The organism is Rubrivivax sp. JA1026 (assembly GCF_011065555.1).
Taxonomy (GTDB): Bacteria; Pseudomonadota; Gammaproteobacteria; order Burkholderiales; family Burkholderiaceae_C; genus Rubrivivax; species Rubrivivax benzoatilyticus.
Map to the genome: position 1 here is coordinate 22389 of NZ_JAALCQ010000003.1, position 16527 is coordinate 38915.

The following is a 16527-nucleotide window of genomic DNA, read 5'->3' on the forward strand; positions in this document are numbered from 1 at the left end:
CGGGCGCGGCCGTCGCCGCGCCCGCCATCGTCGGAGGTCACGATGGCCGTTTCCGTCTTCGACCTCTTCAAGATCGGCATCGGGCCGAGCAGCAGCCACACCGTCGGCCCGATGCGCGCCGCGCGGCTGTTCGTCTCGCGGCTGGCGCACGAGGGCCTGCTGGAGCGCACCGCGCGTGTGGGCGCCCAGCTCTACGGCTCGCTCGGCGCCACCGGCAAGGGCCACGGCAGCGACACCGCGGTGCTGCTGGGCCTGGCCGGCCACGAGCCCGACACGGTGCCGATCGACGAGGTGCCGGCGCTTCTGGCGGCGATCCGCGCCAGCGCGCGCCTCGAGCTGCTGGGCCGCCAGGCGGTGGACTTCGTCGAAACGCGCGACCTGAAGTTCCACCGCCGCGAGACCCTGCCGTTCCACGCCAACGGCATGGCCTTCGCGGCCTGGGACGCCGCCGGCGCGCTGCTGGCCGAACGCCGCTACTACTCGGTGGGCGGCGGTTTCGTCGTCAGCGACGAGGTCGCGGCCGACGGCAGCCGGCACCCGGTGATCGCACCCGACACGACCGTGCTGCCGCACCCGTTCCACACCGGCGCCGAATTGCTGGCGCTGAGCACCGAGCTGGGCTGCGACATCGCCGGCGTGATGCGCCGCAACGAGCGCCACTGGCGCAGCGACGCCGAGATCGACGCCGGCCTGCTGGCGATCTGGCAGGTGATGCAGCAGTGCGTGGCGCGCGGCATGCGCACCCGCGGCACGCTGCCCGGCGGCTTCAAGGTGCAGCGGCGTGCCCCCGACCTGGCCGAGGCGCTGCAGGCGCAGGCGCCCGACGGCACGCCGGCCGACCCGCTGGCGGTGCTCGACTGGGTCAACCTCTTCGCGCTCGCCGCCAACGAGGAGAACGCCGCCGGCGGCCGGGTCGTCACCGCGCCGACCAACGGCGCCGCCGGCATCGTGCCCGCGGTGCTGCACTACTACCAACGCTTCGTGCCCGGCGCCAGCGAACGCGGTGTCGTCGACTTCCTGCTGACGGCCGGCGCCATCGGCCTGCTCTACAAGGAGAACGCCAGCATCTCCGGCGCCGAGGTCGGCTGCCAGGGCGAGGTCGGCGTCGCCTGCTCGATGGCCGCCGGCGCCTTGTGCGCGGTGCTCGGCGGCAGCCCGGCGCAGGCCGAGAACGCCGCCGAGATCGGCATGGAGCACCACCTGGGCCTGACCTGCGACCCGGTCGGCGGCCTGGTGCAGATCCCCTGCATCGAACGCAACGCGATGGGCGCGGTGAAGGCGATCAACGCCGCACGCATCGCGCTGCGCGGCGACGGCACGCACAAGGTCAGCCTGGACCAGGTCATCAAGACGATGCGCGAGACCGGCGCCGACATGCTGACCAAGTACAAGGAGACGGCCCGCGGCGGCCTGGCGGTGAACATCGTCGAATGCTGAGGCCGCTGCGGTCCGCCAAGCGCGAGGCCGCAGCCCGAGTCAAGCGCAGGGGGGCCGACGTTGCGCCCGCCCCTCAACGCGCGCTTTCATCGGATTCCACGGGGTTACGGCCCTTGATCTGGCCCACGTAGCGGCGCATCCTCGTCGCGGCGAGGCCCGGGCGACACTGCGCGTGGCACCCGGCACCTCGCACGACCCACCACGAACGACAGCCGCCACGAGCGGCGCACACGAGGTAGACGGACATGAAGAACACCCCCATCCGCACCCTGGCGGCCGCCGCCGCACTGGCCGCCTGTGGCATGGCCCAGGCCGGCGAAGTCGAGGTCCTGCACTGGTGGACCAGCGGCGGCGAGGCCAAGGCCGCGGCAGCCCTGAAGGCCACGATGCAGGCCAAGGGCCACACCTGGAAGGACTTCGCGGTCGCCGGTGGCGGCGGCGACTCGGCGATGACGGTGCTGAAGTCGCGTGTGGTCTCGGGCAACGCCCCGGCCGCGGCGCAGATCAAGGGCCCGGCGCTGCAGGAATGGGCCGCCGAAGGCGTGCTCGCCAACATCGACGACGTCGCCAAGGCCGAGAACTGGGACGCCGTGCTGCCCAAGGCGGTGGCCGACGTGATGAAGTACAAGGGCAACTACATCGCCGCACCGGTCAACGTGCACCGCGTGAACTGGCTGTGGGCCAACCCGGAAGCCTTCAAGAAGGCCGGCGCCAAGGTGCCGACGACCTGGGACGAGTTCTTCGTCGCCGCCGAGGCGCTGAAGAAGGCCGGCATCATCCCCGTCGCGCACGGCGGCCAGAACTGGCAGGACTTCACCACCTTCGAGAGCGTGGCGCTGGGTGTCGGCGGCACCGAGTTCTACCGCAAGGCCCTGGTGCAGCTCGACCCGGCGACGCTGAACAGCCCGACGATGGAGAAGGTGCTGACGACCTTCAAGCGCGTGAAGGGCTACACCGACCGCAACGCCCCCGGCCGCGACTGGAACCTCGCGACCGCGATGGTCATCAAGGGCGAAGCCGGCATGCAGCTGATGGGCGACTGGGCCAAGGGCGAGTTCGTCGCCGCCGGCAAGGCGCCGGGCAAGGACTTCGTCTGCGCCCCGGCTCCGGGCACCGCGCAGGCCTTCACCTTCAACATCGACTCGTTCGCGATGTTCAAGCTGAAGAACGCCGAGAACACCAAGGCCCAGAAGGCGCTGGCCGCGGCCATCATGTCGCCGGACTTCCAGCAGGTGTTCAACCTCAACAAGGGCTCGATCCCGGTGCGGCTGGGCATGAACATGGACAAGTTCGACGACTGCGCCAGGCTGTCGGCCAAGGACTTCGTCGCGACGTCGAAGAACGGCGGCCTGGTGCCGTCGATCGCCCACGGCATGGCCGTCGCCCCGGCCATCGAAGGCGCGATCAAGGACGTCGTCAGCCAGTTCTGGAACAGCGACAAGATGAGCGCCAAGGACGCGATGACGCGCATCGCCAACGCCGCGAAGGCGCAGTAAACCCGCCGTAGAACCGACGCGCCGCGTTCCCCGCCAGCGGGACGCGGCGCGTCTGCCGTGCCGCCTCCATGCCGTCTTCATCGCCCGCGGGCGCACGCTGGCTGCCCAAGCTGGTCGTCGCGCCGTCCTTCGTCCTGTCGTTCCTGTTCATCTACGGGCTGATCGCCTGGAACGGCTACCTGTCGCTGTCGGCCTCGCGCCTGCTGCCCAACTACGAGTTCGTCGGGCTGGAGCAGTACGTGCGCCTGTTCGACAACGAGCGCTTCCACGTCGCGCTCGTCAACATGGGCATCTTCGGCACGCTGTTCATCGGCGGCTCGATGGCCCTGGGCCTGCTGCTGGCCATCCTGCTGGACCAGAAGATCCGCGCCGAGGGCCTGCTGCGCACGATCTACCTGTACCCGATGGCGATCTCGTTCATCGTCACCGGCACGGCCTGGAAGTGGATCCTGAACCCCGGCCTGGGGCTGGAGCACGTGGTCCAGCAATGGGGCTTCGAGAGCTTCAGCTTCGGCTGGCTGGTCGACCCGGAGAAGGCGATCTACTGCGTCGCGATCGCCGGCGTCTGGCAGAGCGCGGGCTTCGTGATGGCACTGTTCCTGGCCGGGCTGCGCGGCATCGACGACTCGGTCATCAAGGCCGCGCAGGTCGACGGTGCGAGCCTGCCGCTGATCTACTGGCGCATCGTCATCCCGACGCTCAGGCCCGTGTTCTTCAGCACGCTGATGGTCGTCAGCCACCTGGCGATCAAGAGCTTCGACCTCGTGATGGCGCTGACCGCCGGCGGCCCCGGCTACGCCACCGACCTGCCGGCGACCTTCATGTACGCGATGGCCTTCTCGCGCGGCCAGATCGGCCTGGGCGCGGCCAGCGCGACGGTGATGCTGGCCACCGTGGCCGCGATCGTCGTGCCCTATCTCTACAGCGAACTGAGGGCCAAACGATGAGCCGCCACGCCGTGCAACGCGCCCTGCTGTGGGCGGCCCTGCTGCTGTTCGCGGCCTGGTTCCTGACGCCGCTGTACGTGATGGTCACGACCTCGCTGAAGGACATGGACCAGGTGCGCGCCGGCAGCCTGCTGTCGCTGCCCACGAGCCCGAGCCTCGAGTCCTGGGCACGTGCCTGGAGCAGCGCCTGCACCGGCACCGACTGCGGCGGCCTGAAGCCCTTCTTCATGAACTCGGTGCTGATGGTCGTGCCGGCGGTGCTGGTGTCGACGGCGATCGGCTCGATCAACGGCTACGTGCTCTCGAAGTGGCGCTTCCGCGGCAGCGAGACGATGTTCGCGCTGATGCTGTTCGGCGTCTTCATGCCGATGCAGGTGGTGCTGCTGTCGATGAGCCAGGTGCTCGGCTGGCTGGGCATCGCCAGCTCGATCTGGGGGCTGATCCTGGTGCACGTCGTCGCCGGCATCCCGAGCACGACGCTGTTCTTCCGCAACTACTACGTCGGCCTGCCCGACGAGCTGATCAAGGCCGCGATGCTGGACGGCGCCGGCTTCTGGAAGATCTTCACGCGCATCATCCTGCCGCTGTCCACGCCGATCCTCGTCGTGACGCTGATCTGGCAGTTCACCAACATCTGGAACGACTTCCTCTACGGCGTCGTCTTCTCCGGCGCCGACAGCAAACCCGTGACCGTCGGTCTCAACAACCTCGCCAACACCTCCAGCAGCGTGAAGGAATACAACGTCGACATGGCCGCGGCACTGATCGCGGCGCTCCCCACCCTCTTCGTCTACGTCGTCGCCGGCAAGTACTTCGTGCGCGGCCTGACGGCCGGCGCGGTGAAAGGCTGAACCATGGGAGCCCTGTCCATCCGCTCCGTGCGCAAGGCCTTCGGCAAGACCGAGATCCTGAAAGGCATCGACATCGAGGTCGAGGCCGGCGACTTCCTGATCCTCGTGGGCCCCTCGGGCTGCGGCAAGAGCACGCTGCTGAACATGATCGCCGGCCTGGACGCGCCGAGCTCGGGCCGCATCTTCATCGACGGCCGCGACGTCACCGACGTGCCCAGCAAGGACCGCGACATCGCGATGGTGTTCCAGAGCTACGCCCTGTACCCCAACATGGACGTGCGCCAGAACATCGCCTTCGCGCTGGAGATGCGCAAGGTGCCCAAGGCCGAGCGCGAGGCGGCCGTGCAGCGTGTCGCCAAGATGCTGCAGATCGACCACCTGCTCGACCGCAAGCCCGGCGCGCTGTCGGGCGGCCAGCGCCAGCGCGTCGCGATGGGCCGCGCGCTGGCGCGCGACCCCAAGCTGTTCCTGTTCGACGAGCCGTTGTCCAACCTCGACGCCAAGCTGCGTGTCGAGATGCGCGCCGAGATCAAGCTGCTGCACCAGCGCACGCACACGACGACGGTCTACGTCACGCACGACCAGGTCGAGGCGATGACGCTGGGCGACCACATCGCGGTGATGAAGGACGGCGCCGTGCAGCAGCTCGGCTCGCCGCACGAGATCTACACCCGGCCGGCGACCCGTTTCGTCGCCGAGTTCATCGGCTCGCCGGCGATGAACATGATCCTCGCCCAGCGCAGCGCCGACGGCGGCCTGACGGCGGCCGGCCACGCGCTGCCGCTCAGCGCCGCGCAGCGCCAGGCGCTGGCCGGCGGCAGCGGCGACGTCATCTACGGCCTGCGGCCGGAGAACGTCTGCCTGGGCGCCGAAGGCCTGCCGGGCGAACTCGTCATCGTCGAGCCGACCGGCCCCGAGACCTACATGACCGCCAACACCGTGGCGGGCAAGCTGACCGCGCGCCTGCCCGGCACCGCCGAAGGCCAGGTCGGCGGCACGGTGCATCTGCACTGGGCGGCCGAACACGCGCACCTGTTCGACGCGGCGAGCGAGAAGCGCATCGGCTGAGCGCCGCTCACGTCCGGACGGCCGCGATCAGCGGCTTGCAGCCGTCAGCTGATGGCCTGCAGGCCCTTGTCGGCGATGAGGTTCAGCAGCTTCAGCGCCGGCCCGGCCGGACGGGTCTCGCCTTGCTCCCACTTGCGCACCGTCGACGCCGTGGTGTGCAGGTGCAGCGCGAAGACCGGCTGGCTGACGTTCAAGGCTTCACGCAGGCGCTTGATGTCGGCGGCGTCGAAAGGCCTGACGGGCGGAGGACAGATCGCGTCGAACTCGCGCATCGTGAGCTTGCTGATCGCGCCCGCTTCATGGAGCGCCGCCAGGTCGCCACGCAGGGATTCAACGATCTTGCTCACCATGCACCTCCAGCAGCACGCCCGTTCGCAGGGCCTTCGACAAGGCTTCGGCCGACAACTCGAGAAACACCCGACCGGCAAACCGCAGCGCCGACTTCTCGTCCTGAGTGATGTTCGCCTTGTCGCTCTTGGAAAAGCCGTGCAGGAACACATAACGCCCGCCGATCCGGGCCGACAGCAGCGTCCTGCAGCCGCCGCTCTTGCCCGCGCCCTGGCGAGCCACTCGCTTCTTGTAGAGACCGCCACCCAGATCGGCGTCGATCAGTCCGCTTTCCATCTCCTGCACGGCCTTGCACAAGGCAGAGTCGGGCAGCTTCTCTGCCGCCTGCCATCGTGCGAAGTCCTTGCGCTTGAAGATCTGGGACATCGCGGGCTCCAAATCATACCCGTTACGGGTAGCTTTCTGCAGAAAGCTGATCGGTTCGACGACACCCGTCGTCTGGTTGCGGGGCGAGCATGCGCCCTGTGCCGCCGCCCACGAGGCCCCAAAAAGAAGGCCGCCCTCGGGCGGCCTTCTCGTTCAACGTTGCAGCCTCAGTCGCGATCCGCGCTGGCCCCTGCCGGCAGCACCCCGCCGCCGGGCTCGGCCGCCGGCGCCGGTTTCGGCTTGCGATCACGCACCAGGTAGCTGTAGAGCACCGGCACGACGACCAGCGTCAGCAGCGTCGAGGTGATGACGCCGCCGATGATCGCGCGGCCCATCGGCGCCTGGATCTCGCCGCCGTCGTTGAGCGCCATCGCCAGCGGCAGCATGCCGAAGACCATCGCCGCGGTCGTCATGACGATCGGCCGCATGCGCGTCAGCCCGGCCTGCAGCAGCGCCTCGGGCACGCTGGCGCCGTCGCGCCGGGCGTGGTTGGCGAAATCGACGAGCAGGATCGCGTTCTTCGTCACCAGGCCCATCAGCATCACCAGGCCGATCATCGAGAAGACGTTGAGCGTCGAGCCCGAGACCAGCAGCGCGATCATCACGCCGATCAGCGACAGCGGCAGCGAGGCCATGATCGCCACCGGCTGCACGAAGCTGCCGAACTGGCTGGCCAGCACGATGTAGATGAAGATCACCGCCAGCGCCATCGCGCCGAGCATCGCCGTGAAGGCCTCGTTCTGGTCCTTGGTCTGGCCGCCGACGTCGAAGGTGAAACCCGGCGGCAGCGAGGTCTCGGCGATCAGCTTCTGCACGTCGGCGCCGACGTCGCCGGCCGGGCGCCCCTGCACCCCGGCGAAGATCGCCTCGCGGCGCTGCAGGTTCTGGCGCCGGATGACCTCCGGGTTGACCACCGACTCGATCGAGGCCACCGCGTCCAGCGGGATCGGCGTGCCGTCCTTGGCGAAGGCCACCGGCAGCTTGCGCATCTGCTCGAGCTCCTGGCGCGCGTCCTGCGGCAGGCGCAGCAGCACCTCGACCTGCTCGCCGTCGGGCGTCGTCCAGTAGGTCGCGACCTCGCCGTTGACGTAGGCGCGCAGGCTCGACGCCAGCTGCGGCGCGGTCAGGCCGAGCTCGCGCACCGCCGCCGGCAGCAGCCGCACCGCATAGGCCGGCACGCCGGGCTTGACCGACAGCTCGACGTCGGCGATGCCGGGGATCTTCTTCACCTTCTCGGCGAAGTCGCTGGCCACACGCGCCAGGCCTTCGGGGTCGCTGCCGAGGATGGCGACGTAGATCGGGCGGTCGAAGCCGACCGAGGTCTCGATGCCCGGGATCGCCGCGATGCGCTCGCGGATCGCGTCCTCGACCTGCTTCTGCGTGCGGTCACGTTCGCGGCGGTCGACGAGGCCGATGTTCAGCACCGCCTGGTTGCGCCCGGTCGAAAGCCCCGCCCCCTGGCCGCCGACGCTGGTGGCGACGTTCTTGACCTCGGGGAACGAGGCGACGATCTCCTCGACCTGGCGCACCTTGGCGTCGCTGCGCTCCAGGCTGGAGCCCACCGGCATGCGGATCGACAGCTGCGTGAAGCCCTGGTCGGTCTGCGGCACGAACTCCGAGCCGACCAGCGGCGCCAGCATCAGCGCGGCGACGAAGCTCGCGCCGCCGGTGGCCATCACGACGCCGCGCGGCGTCAGCGTCGCCCAGCGCCAGCGGCGGCGCTGGCTGCGGTCGCGCCGGCCGTCGGCGCCGAAAGGCCGGGCGAAGGCCGGCACGCCGAACAGGCGCCAGCGCTTGGGGCCGAAGGCCCAGCGGATCAGGCGCTCGTAGACCGTGTGCAGCCCGTCCATGCCGCGGTCGACGCCGCGCAGCATCGCGCCGATGACCGGCAGCCGCGCCAGGCGCGCCGACGGCGGGTCGCGCCAGACGCTGGACAGCATCGGGTCGAGCGTGAAGCTGACGAACAGGCTGACCAGCACCGCGACGACGACGGTGATGCCGAACGGGTAGAAGAACTTGCCGATGATCCCGCCCATGAAGGCCACCGGCACGAACACCGCGCAGATCGCGAAGGTCGTCGCCATCACCGCCAGGCCGATCTCGCGCGTGCCTTCGTCGGCGGCGGTGTAGTGGTCCTTGCCCATGTGCACGTGGCGCACGATGTTCTCGCGCACGACGATCGCGTCGTCGATCAGCAGGCCGATGCACAGCGACAAGGCCATCATCGTCATGAAGTTCAGCGTGAAGCCGAAGGCGTGCACGGCGATGAAGCTGGAGATCACCGCGATCGGCAGCGTCAGCCCGGTGATGACCGTGCTGCGCCACGAGTGCAGGAACAGGAAGACGATGGCCACCGTCAGCAGCGCGCCTTCGATCAGCGTGTGGCGCAGGCCGACGAGCGAGCCCTTGACCCAGTCGCTGGCGGCGTAGACGAGCTCGATCTGGGTGTCCGGCGGCAGCGTGCGGCCGAGTTCGTCCATCGCCTCCTTGACCTTCTCGCCGGTGGCGACGATGTTCGCGTCCTGCTGCTTGAAGACGTTGAAGTTGATCGCCGTGCGGCCGTTGAGCCGGGCGAACGAGTCGGGCTCGCGCTCGCGCTCGACCAGCCGGCCCAGGTCACCCAGGCGCAGCGGCAGGCCGTTGCGGTGCGCGACGATGGTGTTCTCGAACTCGCGCGGGTCGCGCACGCGGCCCTCGACCCGCAGGATGGCGTCGGCGCGCTCGTTGCTGAGCAGGCCCACCGGCTCGTCGGCATTGGCCTCGTCCAGCGCCTTGGCCACCTCGGCCGGCGTCACCGCGTAGGCGCGCAGACGTTCGGGGTCGAGGTCGATGCGCACCTCGCGCAGCGCCAGGCCGCTGACGTCGACGCGGGCGACGCCGTCGACACGCTGCAGCCGGCGGCTCACCACCTGGTCGGCGATGATCGACAGCTCGCGCTGGCTGCGTGTGTCCGACAGCAGCGCCAGCGCGACGACCGGCTGCGAGTTCTCGTTGTCGAAGCGGTTGATCAGCGGCGGCTTGGCGTCGTCGGGGAAACGCGCCTGCGCGGCGGCGACGCGGTCGCGCACGTCCTGCATCGCGCGGCCCATGTCGGTGTCCAGCGTGAACTCGATGCTGGTCTGGCTGCGGCCCTCGAAGCTGCGCGAGGTCAGGCGCTTGACGCCGGCGATGCCGTTGACCGACTCCTCCAGCGGCTTGGTGATCTCACGCTCGACGGCCTCGGGCGAGGCGCCCGGGTAGGACACCTCGACGTAGGCGCCGGGCAGCGCGATGTCGGGCATCTGCTCGACACCCAGCCGCATGTAGGAAAAGACGCCCAGCACGCACAGCGCGACCATGACCATGGTCGCGAAGACGGGGTTGCGGATCGAGACGCGGGTGATCCACATGCTTCACTCCACGCGCGGTGACGAGGCCGCCGTCGCCGCGGACGCCACCGACCCGGCGCTGCCGGCCGGCGCGACCTGCGCCTTGGCGCCCTCGCGCAGGTTGTCGAAGCGCAGCGCCAGCACGGTGGCCTTCTCGGGCACGCCCGACAGCAGCTCGACACGGCCGGCCGCGTCGTCGCGGCGGCCGAGCTTGACCGCGCGGCGCGCCAGCACGCCGTCCTCGATGACCCAGACGTGGTCCTGGCCGCCGACACGCGAGACCGCGTCGACCGGCAGCGTCAGCCGTTCGCCGGCGTCCTTCAGCGTCACCGCGGCGACGGCGTACTGGCCGGCGCGCAGGCGCTCGCCAGGGTTGTCCAGCGCGATCGTCACGCCGATCGAACGCGTGCCGGACTCGGCCGCCGGGGCGATGCGCGCCAGGCGGCCGCGGAACGGCTCGGCCAGGCCCTCGACGCGCACTTCGGCCGTCATGCCAGGCGTCAGCTTGCCGACCTCGTGCGTGCCGACACTGCCGGCGAGCTCGAGCTCGCGGATGTCGACGATCGTCAGCAGCTGCTGCTCCTCGGCCAGCTTCTCGCCCGGCACCGCATGGCGCTTGGCGACGATGCCCGCGATCGGCGCCACCAGCGCCGCCTCGCGCATCGTCGTGCGCACCGTGTCGCGCGCCGCGGCGGCGGCGTCGTAGGCGCCGCGAGCCGTCTCCAGCGCGGCACGCGAGTTCTCCAGCGCGATCGGCGAGATGAACTTCTGCTGCGCCAGCCGTTCGTTGGACTCGTGCGTGCGCTCGGCCTGCACCAGCGTGGCCTTGGCGGCGGCGAGCTGGGCGTCGCGCTCGGCGACGCGGCTGGCCAGCTCGGACAGGTCCATGCGGCCCAGCACCTGGCCGGCCTTGACGCGGCTGCCTTCGGCGACGTCCAGCGCCAGCAGCGTGCCTGCGGCCTTGGCGCGCACGATGGCCGTCTGAGGCGCGACCAGCGGGCCGGAAAACTCCACGCGCTCGGGCATCGTCGTGCGCTGCGGCAGCGTGACCTCGCGGGCGACGAACTTCAGCGGCGGCGGGCCGGCAGGCGCCTCCTTGGCGGCGCCGTTGCCGGCGCCCTTCATCCAGACGGCGGCAGCGCCACCGGCGAGTGCCAGCACGACGGCGGCCGACACCCAGGTTCTCGTTCTCATCGAATGCCTCCTGGCCGTCCTCGGGAGACGGCGGCCTGCAGTGTAGAAAGACCGCCGATCACCCTGGCGGCGCTGCGACGAAGCGCAGCGGCGGCGGCATCAGCTGCCGGACACGGCGACAGACGGCAGCGCTCAGGCGGCGTGGGTCTCGGCGATGCGGCGCTCGAGCGCGGCGGCCTCCAGCGGCCGGCCGTACAGCCAGCCCTGGCCGTAGTCGCAGCGCAGGCGTGTCATCAGCGCCGCCTGGCCGGCGGTCTCGATGCCCTCGGCGACGGTCGCCATGTCCAGCGACTGGGCGACGCGGATCGTCGCCTCGATCAGCACGCGGTGGTACTCGATGGTCTCGGCGTGGGCGATGAAGCTGCGGTCGATCTTCACCGTGTCCACCGGCAGCAGATGCAGGCAGGCCAGCGAGGAGTAGCCGGTGCCGAAGTCGTCGAGCGCCAGCCGCACGCCGAGCTGCTTGAGCTGGCGCAGCGTCGCCTGCACGACCTCGTCCTGCGCCGCCAGCGACTCGGTGACCTCCAACTGCAGCACCTGCGGCGGCAGGCCGTGCTCGGCCAGGATCGCGCCGACGAGCTCGGGCAGCGCCGGCGAGCGCAGCTGGGCGCGCGACAGGTTGACGTTGAGCTGGCGCGGCGCGCGCGAGCCCAGGCGCGCGCGCCAGTCGGCGAAGCAGGCGCAGCTCTCGCGCAGCACGTGCTCGCCGATGGCGTCGATCAGCCCCACCTCCTCGGCGACGCCGATGAAGCCGCCCGGCGTCAGCACGCCGCGTGTCGGGTGGCGCCAGCGCACCAGCGCCTCGACGCCGGTGGCGCGGCCACCGGGCAGCGCGACGATGGGCTGGTAGACGACGAAGAGCTCGCCCTCGGGCAGCGCGCGGCGCAGGTCGTTCTCGATCTGCAGCTGCTGGCTGACACGCTCGTGCATCGCCGGGTCGAAGACCATGCAGCAGTCGCGCCCGGCGCGCTTGGCCTCGTACATCGCGGTGTCGGCGTCGCGCAGCAGGTCGTCGGGCGTGCGCGACTCGGCACCCGCCGCGGCAACGACGACGCCGATGCTGACGCTGGACTGCACCCAGCGGCCGTTGATCGTGTACGGCTCGGCCAGGTCGCGCAGCAGGCGGTCGGTGATCGCCCGCGCGTCCTCGACACGGCAGACGCCGTCGAGCACGACGATGAACTCGTCGCCACCCAGGCGCGCTGCGGTGTGCTCGCCGCCGGCCCGCGCAACCGCGTCGCCCGGGCGCAGCGCCAGCTCGATGCGCCGCGCCATCTGCTTGAGCAGCTCGTCGCCTTCGCTGTGGCCCAGCGTGTCGTTGATCTGCTTGAAGCGGTCGAAATCCATGAACAGCAGCGCGAAGCCGTAGCCCGGGTTGCGCCGCGCATGGTCGATCGCCCGCTCCAGGCGCTGGATCGCGGCGGCGCGGTTGGGCAGGCCGGTCAGCGCGTCGGTGCTGGCGGCCAGGCGCAGCCGCTCGCCGAGCTCGCGCCGCGCGGTGACGTCGGTGGCCAGCGAGACGAAACCGCGGTGGCTGCTGTCCTCGTCGAACAGCGGCTGCATGTCGATGGCGAACCAGACCTCGCCGCCGTGTTTGCGGCGCGTCAGCACCTCGAAGCGCGCCGGGCGCTGGCTGCGCAGCGCCTCGTGGAACGGCGCCACGTCGGCCGAGGCGTTGCGCGGGCTGTGCAGCGCGCCGTCGACGGCCCGGCCGCGCACCTCGTCGGCCGACCAGCCGGTGATGCGCGTGAAGGCGTCGTTGACCCACTCGATGCGGCCGCCGGGGTCGGTGACGACGACCACGTTGTCGGTGCGCGAGACCACCAGCGCCAGGCGCTTGAGCTCGCGTGTCTGCACCGCCAGGCGCTGCAGCTGCTCGCGCAGCGCGCGCATCGTCGGCGCCGCGACCAGCAGCACGACGGCCGCCAGCACCAGCAGCGTCATGCCCACGCCCCACTGCAGCACGCTGGACTGGCGCGCGCTGCGCTCCAGCGAGGCCTCGTGCAGGCGGCGGTACAGCAGGTCGGCGCCGGCGAGCGCAGGCTCCACCTCCTCCTGCAGGGTCTCGGCGACCCGGGTCGCGTTGTCCGCATCACGGCGCGCGAGGTGCCAGTCCAGCGTGTCGGCGCGATACCAGAGGCGCTCGCGCACCACGTGCCAGCGCGCCAGCGCGGTGGCGACCTCGTCCTCGTCGTGCCATGAGAGCGTCTGCTGCGCCGCCAGCAGCGCCTCGATGCGCAACTCGGTGCTGCGCGACCGGTCGATCGCCTCGGACAGCAGCGCCGTGTCCACGGTCCCCGTCATGCCGCCGCCGGCGACCATCGCCGCCAGGCGGCCGACCTGCTGGCAAAAGCCGCGCTGCGCGCCGGCCAGGCCGATCAGCTCGGCATCCAGCGCACGCACGCGCTCGAGCCGGCCGTTGTACCAGGACTGGAAGCCGGCCAGCGCCACCAGCGTCGCGAACGTGAACCACAACGCATAGCGGATGCGGCGGTGCGCTCGGTCAACGCTGCCAGGCGTCGTCGACGGGCTGGTGTCCATCAGGGGCGGGGGGGAGGGAAAGTCGCGGCCGGCGCGGACTGCGCCACGGCGTTTATCGGCCGTTGGGTGCGCCGGCTGAAGCGGTTTCGTGCGCCACGCGGTCGTGGCGCGCGGCACGCGCCGCGGCGGCCGCACCGCCCAGGCCGGCGACGGCGGCCAGCCAGAACACCGCCGGCAGGCCGTGGTGCTCGGCGACCCAGCCGCCGGCCAGGCCACCGCAGACGCCCGGCACGCCGTAGCCCAGCACCGAGTACAGCGCCTGGCCTCGGGTGCGCAGCGCGCCGGGGAAGTGACGGCTCACCAGCACGATGCTGGCGGCGTGGTGGGCAGCGAAGGTCAGCGCGTGCAGCAGCTGCGCGGCCACCAGCAGCGCCGTCGAGCCCTCGGCCGCGGCCGTCATCGCGAAACGCGCCGCCGACGCCAGCCCGGCCCACTGCAGCCAGCGGTAGGCGTCGAAACGCGCCAGCGCCTGGCCCTGGAACCAGAAGAAGACGATCTCGACGGCCACCGACACCGCCCACAGCGCGCCGACCGCCGACTTCGGGTAGCCGCGCGCGTCCAGCAGCAGCGAGAAGAAGGCATAGAGCGCGGTGTGCCCCAGCACCGTCAACGCCACCGAGGCGAAGAACCAGGCCACCGCGGGCCGGCGCAGCACCGGCAGCACCGGCGGCGGCAGCGCTGCGCCGGCGGCCTTGGCCCCGGGCTCGGGCAGGCGCATCGCGACCGCCAGCAGCAGCGCGTACAGCAGGCACAGCAGCACCGGGAACAGCGAGATGCCGGCACGCTGCAGCAGCGCGCCGGCGGCGACGACCGAGACCACGAAGCCGATCGAGCCCCAGACGCGCACGCGGCCGTAGCGCCGCGCGTCGAAGCCGCCGGTGGCGCTGAGCCGCGAGGCCAGCGCCGACTCGGACAGCGGCACGATGGCGCCGTTGGCCAGGAACAGCAGCGCGGTGCAGGCCGCCACCGCCCATTCGCCACGCACGAAGAGAAAGCCGCTGGCGGCCACCAGCGCCGCAGCCGCCGCCAGGCGGATCAGCCGCACGCGCGAGGCGCCGTGGTCGGCCCACCAGCCCCAGCCGTAGGGCGCGACGACGCGTGTCCAGCTCTGCAGCGAGGCCACGGCGCCGATCAGCAGCGTCGAGAAGCCCAGCTCCTTGAACCACAGCGGCGCGTAGGGGTTGAACAGCGCGATGCCGGCGAAATAGACGAACCAGACCGCGCCGAAGGCGCGCAGCCCGGTGGGCGCGGGGTTCAAGCGCCGGCCGGCCGGGCCGCGGGGATCGGCGGGATCGGCAGCTCGACGTCGCCGCACTGCGCACGCTGGCGCAGCACGTGGTCCATCACCACCAGCGCCAGCAGCGCCTCGGCGATCGGCGTCGCGCGGATGCCGACGCAGGGGTCGTGGCGGCCGTGGGTCTCGACCGTCGTCGGCTGGCCGGCACGGTCGATCGAGGCGCGTGCGATGCGGATCGAGCTCGTCGGCTTGATCGCCAGGCGCACGACGATCTCCTGCCCGGTCGAGATGCCGCCGAGCACGCCGCCGGCGTGGTTGCTGGCGAAACCTTCGGGCGTCAGCTCGTCGCCGTGTTCGCTGCCGCGCTGGGCGACGCAGGCGAAGCCGGCGCCGATCTCGACGCCCTTGACGGCGTTGAGGCCCATCATCGCGTGCGCGATGTCGGCGTCCAGGCGGTCGTACAGCGGCTCGCCCAGGCCGGCCGGCACGCCGCGCGCACGGACCTCGATGCGCGCGCCGCAGGAGTCGCCGGCCTTGCGCAGCGCGTCCATGTAGGCCTCCAGGCGCGGGATGTCGCGGGTGTTGGCGGCGAAGAAGTCGTTGGCGCCGATGTGGCGCTCGTCCTCGAACGGGATCTCGATCTCGCCGAGCGCGCTCATCCAGCCGGTGAACGTGCAGCCGTGGCGTTCCTTCAGCCACTTGCGCGCGACGGCGCCGGCGGCCACCGTCGGCGCCGTCGTGCGTGCCGACGAGCGGCCGCCGCCGCGCGGGTCGCGCAGGCCGTACTTGCGCCAATAGGCGTAGTCGGCATGCCCGGGGCGGAAGGTGTCCAGCAGGTTGCCGTAGTCCTTGCTGCGCTGGTCGGTGTTGGGGATCAGCAGCGCGATCGGCGTGCCGGTGGTGCGGCCTTCGTAGACGCCCGACAGGATCTGCACCCGGTCGGCTTCCTGGCGCTGCGTGACGTGGCGGCTGGTGCCCGGGCGGCGGCGGTCGAGCTCGGGCTGGATGTCGGCTTCCGACAGTTCCAGGCCGGGCGGGCAGCCGTCGATGACGCAGCCGATCGCCGGGCCGTGGCTCTCGCCGAAGTTGGTGACGCGAAAGAGTTCGCCGAGGGTGCTGCCGGACATGGGAACGCTGCGTTGGGGGCAGCGGATTCTATGCGGCGGCCCCCGGCCGGCCGCTCAGGCCGCCGGCTGCGCCGGCGTGTCTTCCTCGGGCCAGTCCTTGATGTAGGCCTTCAGCATGCGGTTCTCGAAGTCCTGCGCGTCGACCACCGACTTGGCGACGTCGTAGAACGAGATCACGCCCATCAGCGTGCCGTGGTCGAGCACCGGCATGTAGCGCGCGTGGCGCAGCAGCATCATGCGGCGCACCTCGTCGATGTTGGTCTCGGGCGTGCAGGTCAGCGGCGCGTCGTCCATCACCGAGCGAACGTGGCGCGTGCCGACGTTGCCGTGGCATTCGACGACCGCCGAGATCACCTCGCGGAAGGTCAGCATGCCGACGAGGTCGCCGTGCTCCATCACGACCAGCGAACCGACGTCGAACTCGGACATCGATTTCATCGCCTCGGCGAGCAGCTGGTCCGGCGAAACCGTGTACGTCGTGTTGCCCTTGACGCGCAGGATGTCGGTGACTTTCATGCGGGCAATATAGCCCACAATCCGGCGCCAT

13 protein-coding genes are annotated in these 16527 nt (G+C 71.0%); 5 read left to right on the forward strand and 8 right to left on the reverse strand.

Annotated features, from left to right (window positions below):
• Positions 1 to 42 precede the first annotated feature (42 nt).
• From G5B56_RS06560 to G5B56_RS06580, 5 genes are all read left to right on the forward strand, one after another.
• Complete coding sequence (locus tag G5B56_RS06560; protein ID WP_164962707.1) at positions 43 to 1437, forward strand: L-serine ammonia-lyase; 1395 nt, start codon at positions 43 to 45, stop codon at positions 1435 to 1437.
• A gap of 245 nt (positions 1438 to 1682) precedes the next feature.
• The gene (locus G5B56_RS06565; RefSeq protein ID WP_164962708.1) at positions 1683 to 2933 is read left to right on the forward strand and encodes an ABC transporter substrate-binding protein; all 1251 of its coding nucleotides are present in this window, start codon (positions 1683 to 1685) and stop codon (positions 2931 to 2933) included.
• A gap of 68 nt (positions 2934 to 3001) precedes the next feature.
• On the forward strand, positions 3002 to 3880 hold the full coding sequence (locus tag G5B56_RS06570; RefSeq protein ID WP_164962709.1) for a carbohydrate ABC transporter permease: 879 nt from the start codon (positions 3002 to 3004) through the stop codon (positions 3878 to 3880).
• Positions 3877 to 4731: a carbohydrate ABC transporter permease gene (locus G5B56_RS06575; protein WP_164962710.1), complete on the forward strand. Its 855-nt coding sequence runs from the start codon at positions 3877 to 3879 to the stop codon at positions 4729 to 4731. Before G5B56_RS06570 ends, G5B56_RS06575 begins: the two co-directional genes overlap by 4 nt.
• A 3-nt stretch (positions 4732 to 4734) precedes the next feature.
• Positions 4735 to 5799 (forward strand): ABC transporter ATP-binding protein, encoded by a 1065-nt coding sequence (locus tag G5B56_RS06580; protein WP_164962711.1) that lies wholly within the window; start codon positions 4735 to 4737, stop codon positions 5797 to 5799.
• 44 nt (positions 5800 to 5843) lie between these two features.
• Here the strand turns inward: G5B56_RS06580 and G5B56_RS06585 are convergent, their stop codons facing one another.
• The 8 genes from G5B56_RS06585 to G5B56_RS06620 all read right to left on the reverse strand — a co-directional run bounded on the left by G5B56_RS06585 (position 5844) and on the right by G5B56_RS06620 (position 16496).
• A complete protein-coding gene (locus G5B56_RS06585; RefSeq protein ID WP_164962712.1) occupies positions 5844 to 6146 on the reverse strand; it encodes a DNA-binding transcriptional regulator in 303 nt (100 codons plus the stop codon).
• Positions 6130 to 6513, reverse strand: coding sequence for a type II toxin-antitoxin system RelE/ParE family toxin (locus G5B56_RS06590; RefSeq protein WP_164962713.1), 384 nt, complete (start codon positions 6511 to 6513; stop codon positions 6130 to 6132). Before G5B56_RS06590 ends, G5B56_RS06585 begins: the two co-directional genes overlap by 17 nt.
• A 167-nt stretch (positions 6514 to 6680) precedes the next feature.
• Complete coding sequence (locus G5B56_RS06595; protein ID WP_164962714.1) at positions 6681 to 9902, reverse strand: efflux RND transporter permease subunit; 3222 nt, start codon at positions 9900 to 9902, stop codon at positions 6681 to 6683.
• 3 nt (positions 9903 to 9905) lie between these two features.
• Positions 9906 to 11075 (reverse strand): efflux RND transporter periplasmic adaptor subunit, encoded by a 1170-nt coding sequence (locus G5B56_RS06600; protein WP_240920671.1) that lies wholly within the window; start codon positions 11073 to 11075, stop codon positions 9906 to 9908.
• 132 nt (positions 11076 to 11207) lie between these two features.
• Positions 11208 to 13616, reverse strand: a complete 2409-nt coding sequence (locus tag G5B56_RS06605) for a bifunctional diguanylate cyclase/phosphodiesterase (RefSeq protein WP_029718870.1) — start codon at positions 13614 to 13616, stop codon at positions 11208 to 11210.
• Between the two features lie 52 nt (positions 13617 to 13668).
• Positions 13669 to 14874 carry an MFS transporter gene (locus G5B56_RS06610; protein WP_164962715.1) on the reverse strand — a complete coding sequence of 402 codons (1206 nt, stop codon included), beginning with the start codon at positions 14872 to 14874 and terminating at the stop codon, positions 13669 to 13671.
• A complete protein-coding gene (aroC, locus tag G5B56_RS06615) occupies positions 14871 to 15980 on the reverse strand; it encodes a chorismate synthase (RefSeq protein ID WP_164962716.1) in 1110 nt (369 codons plus the stop codon). The genes G5B56_RS06610 and aroC overlap by 4 nt, the downstream gene beginning before the upstream one ends.
• Positions 15981 to 16034: 54 nt before the next feature.
• Positions 16035 to 16496 (reverse strand): CBS domain-containing protein, encoded by a 462-nt coding sequence (locus G5B56_RS06620; protein ID WP_009857774.1) that lies wholly within the window; start codon positions 16494 to 16496, stop codon positions 16035 to 16037.
• Between the last annotated feature and the right edge of the window lie 31 nt (positions 16497 to 16527).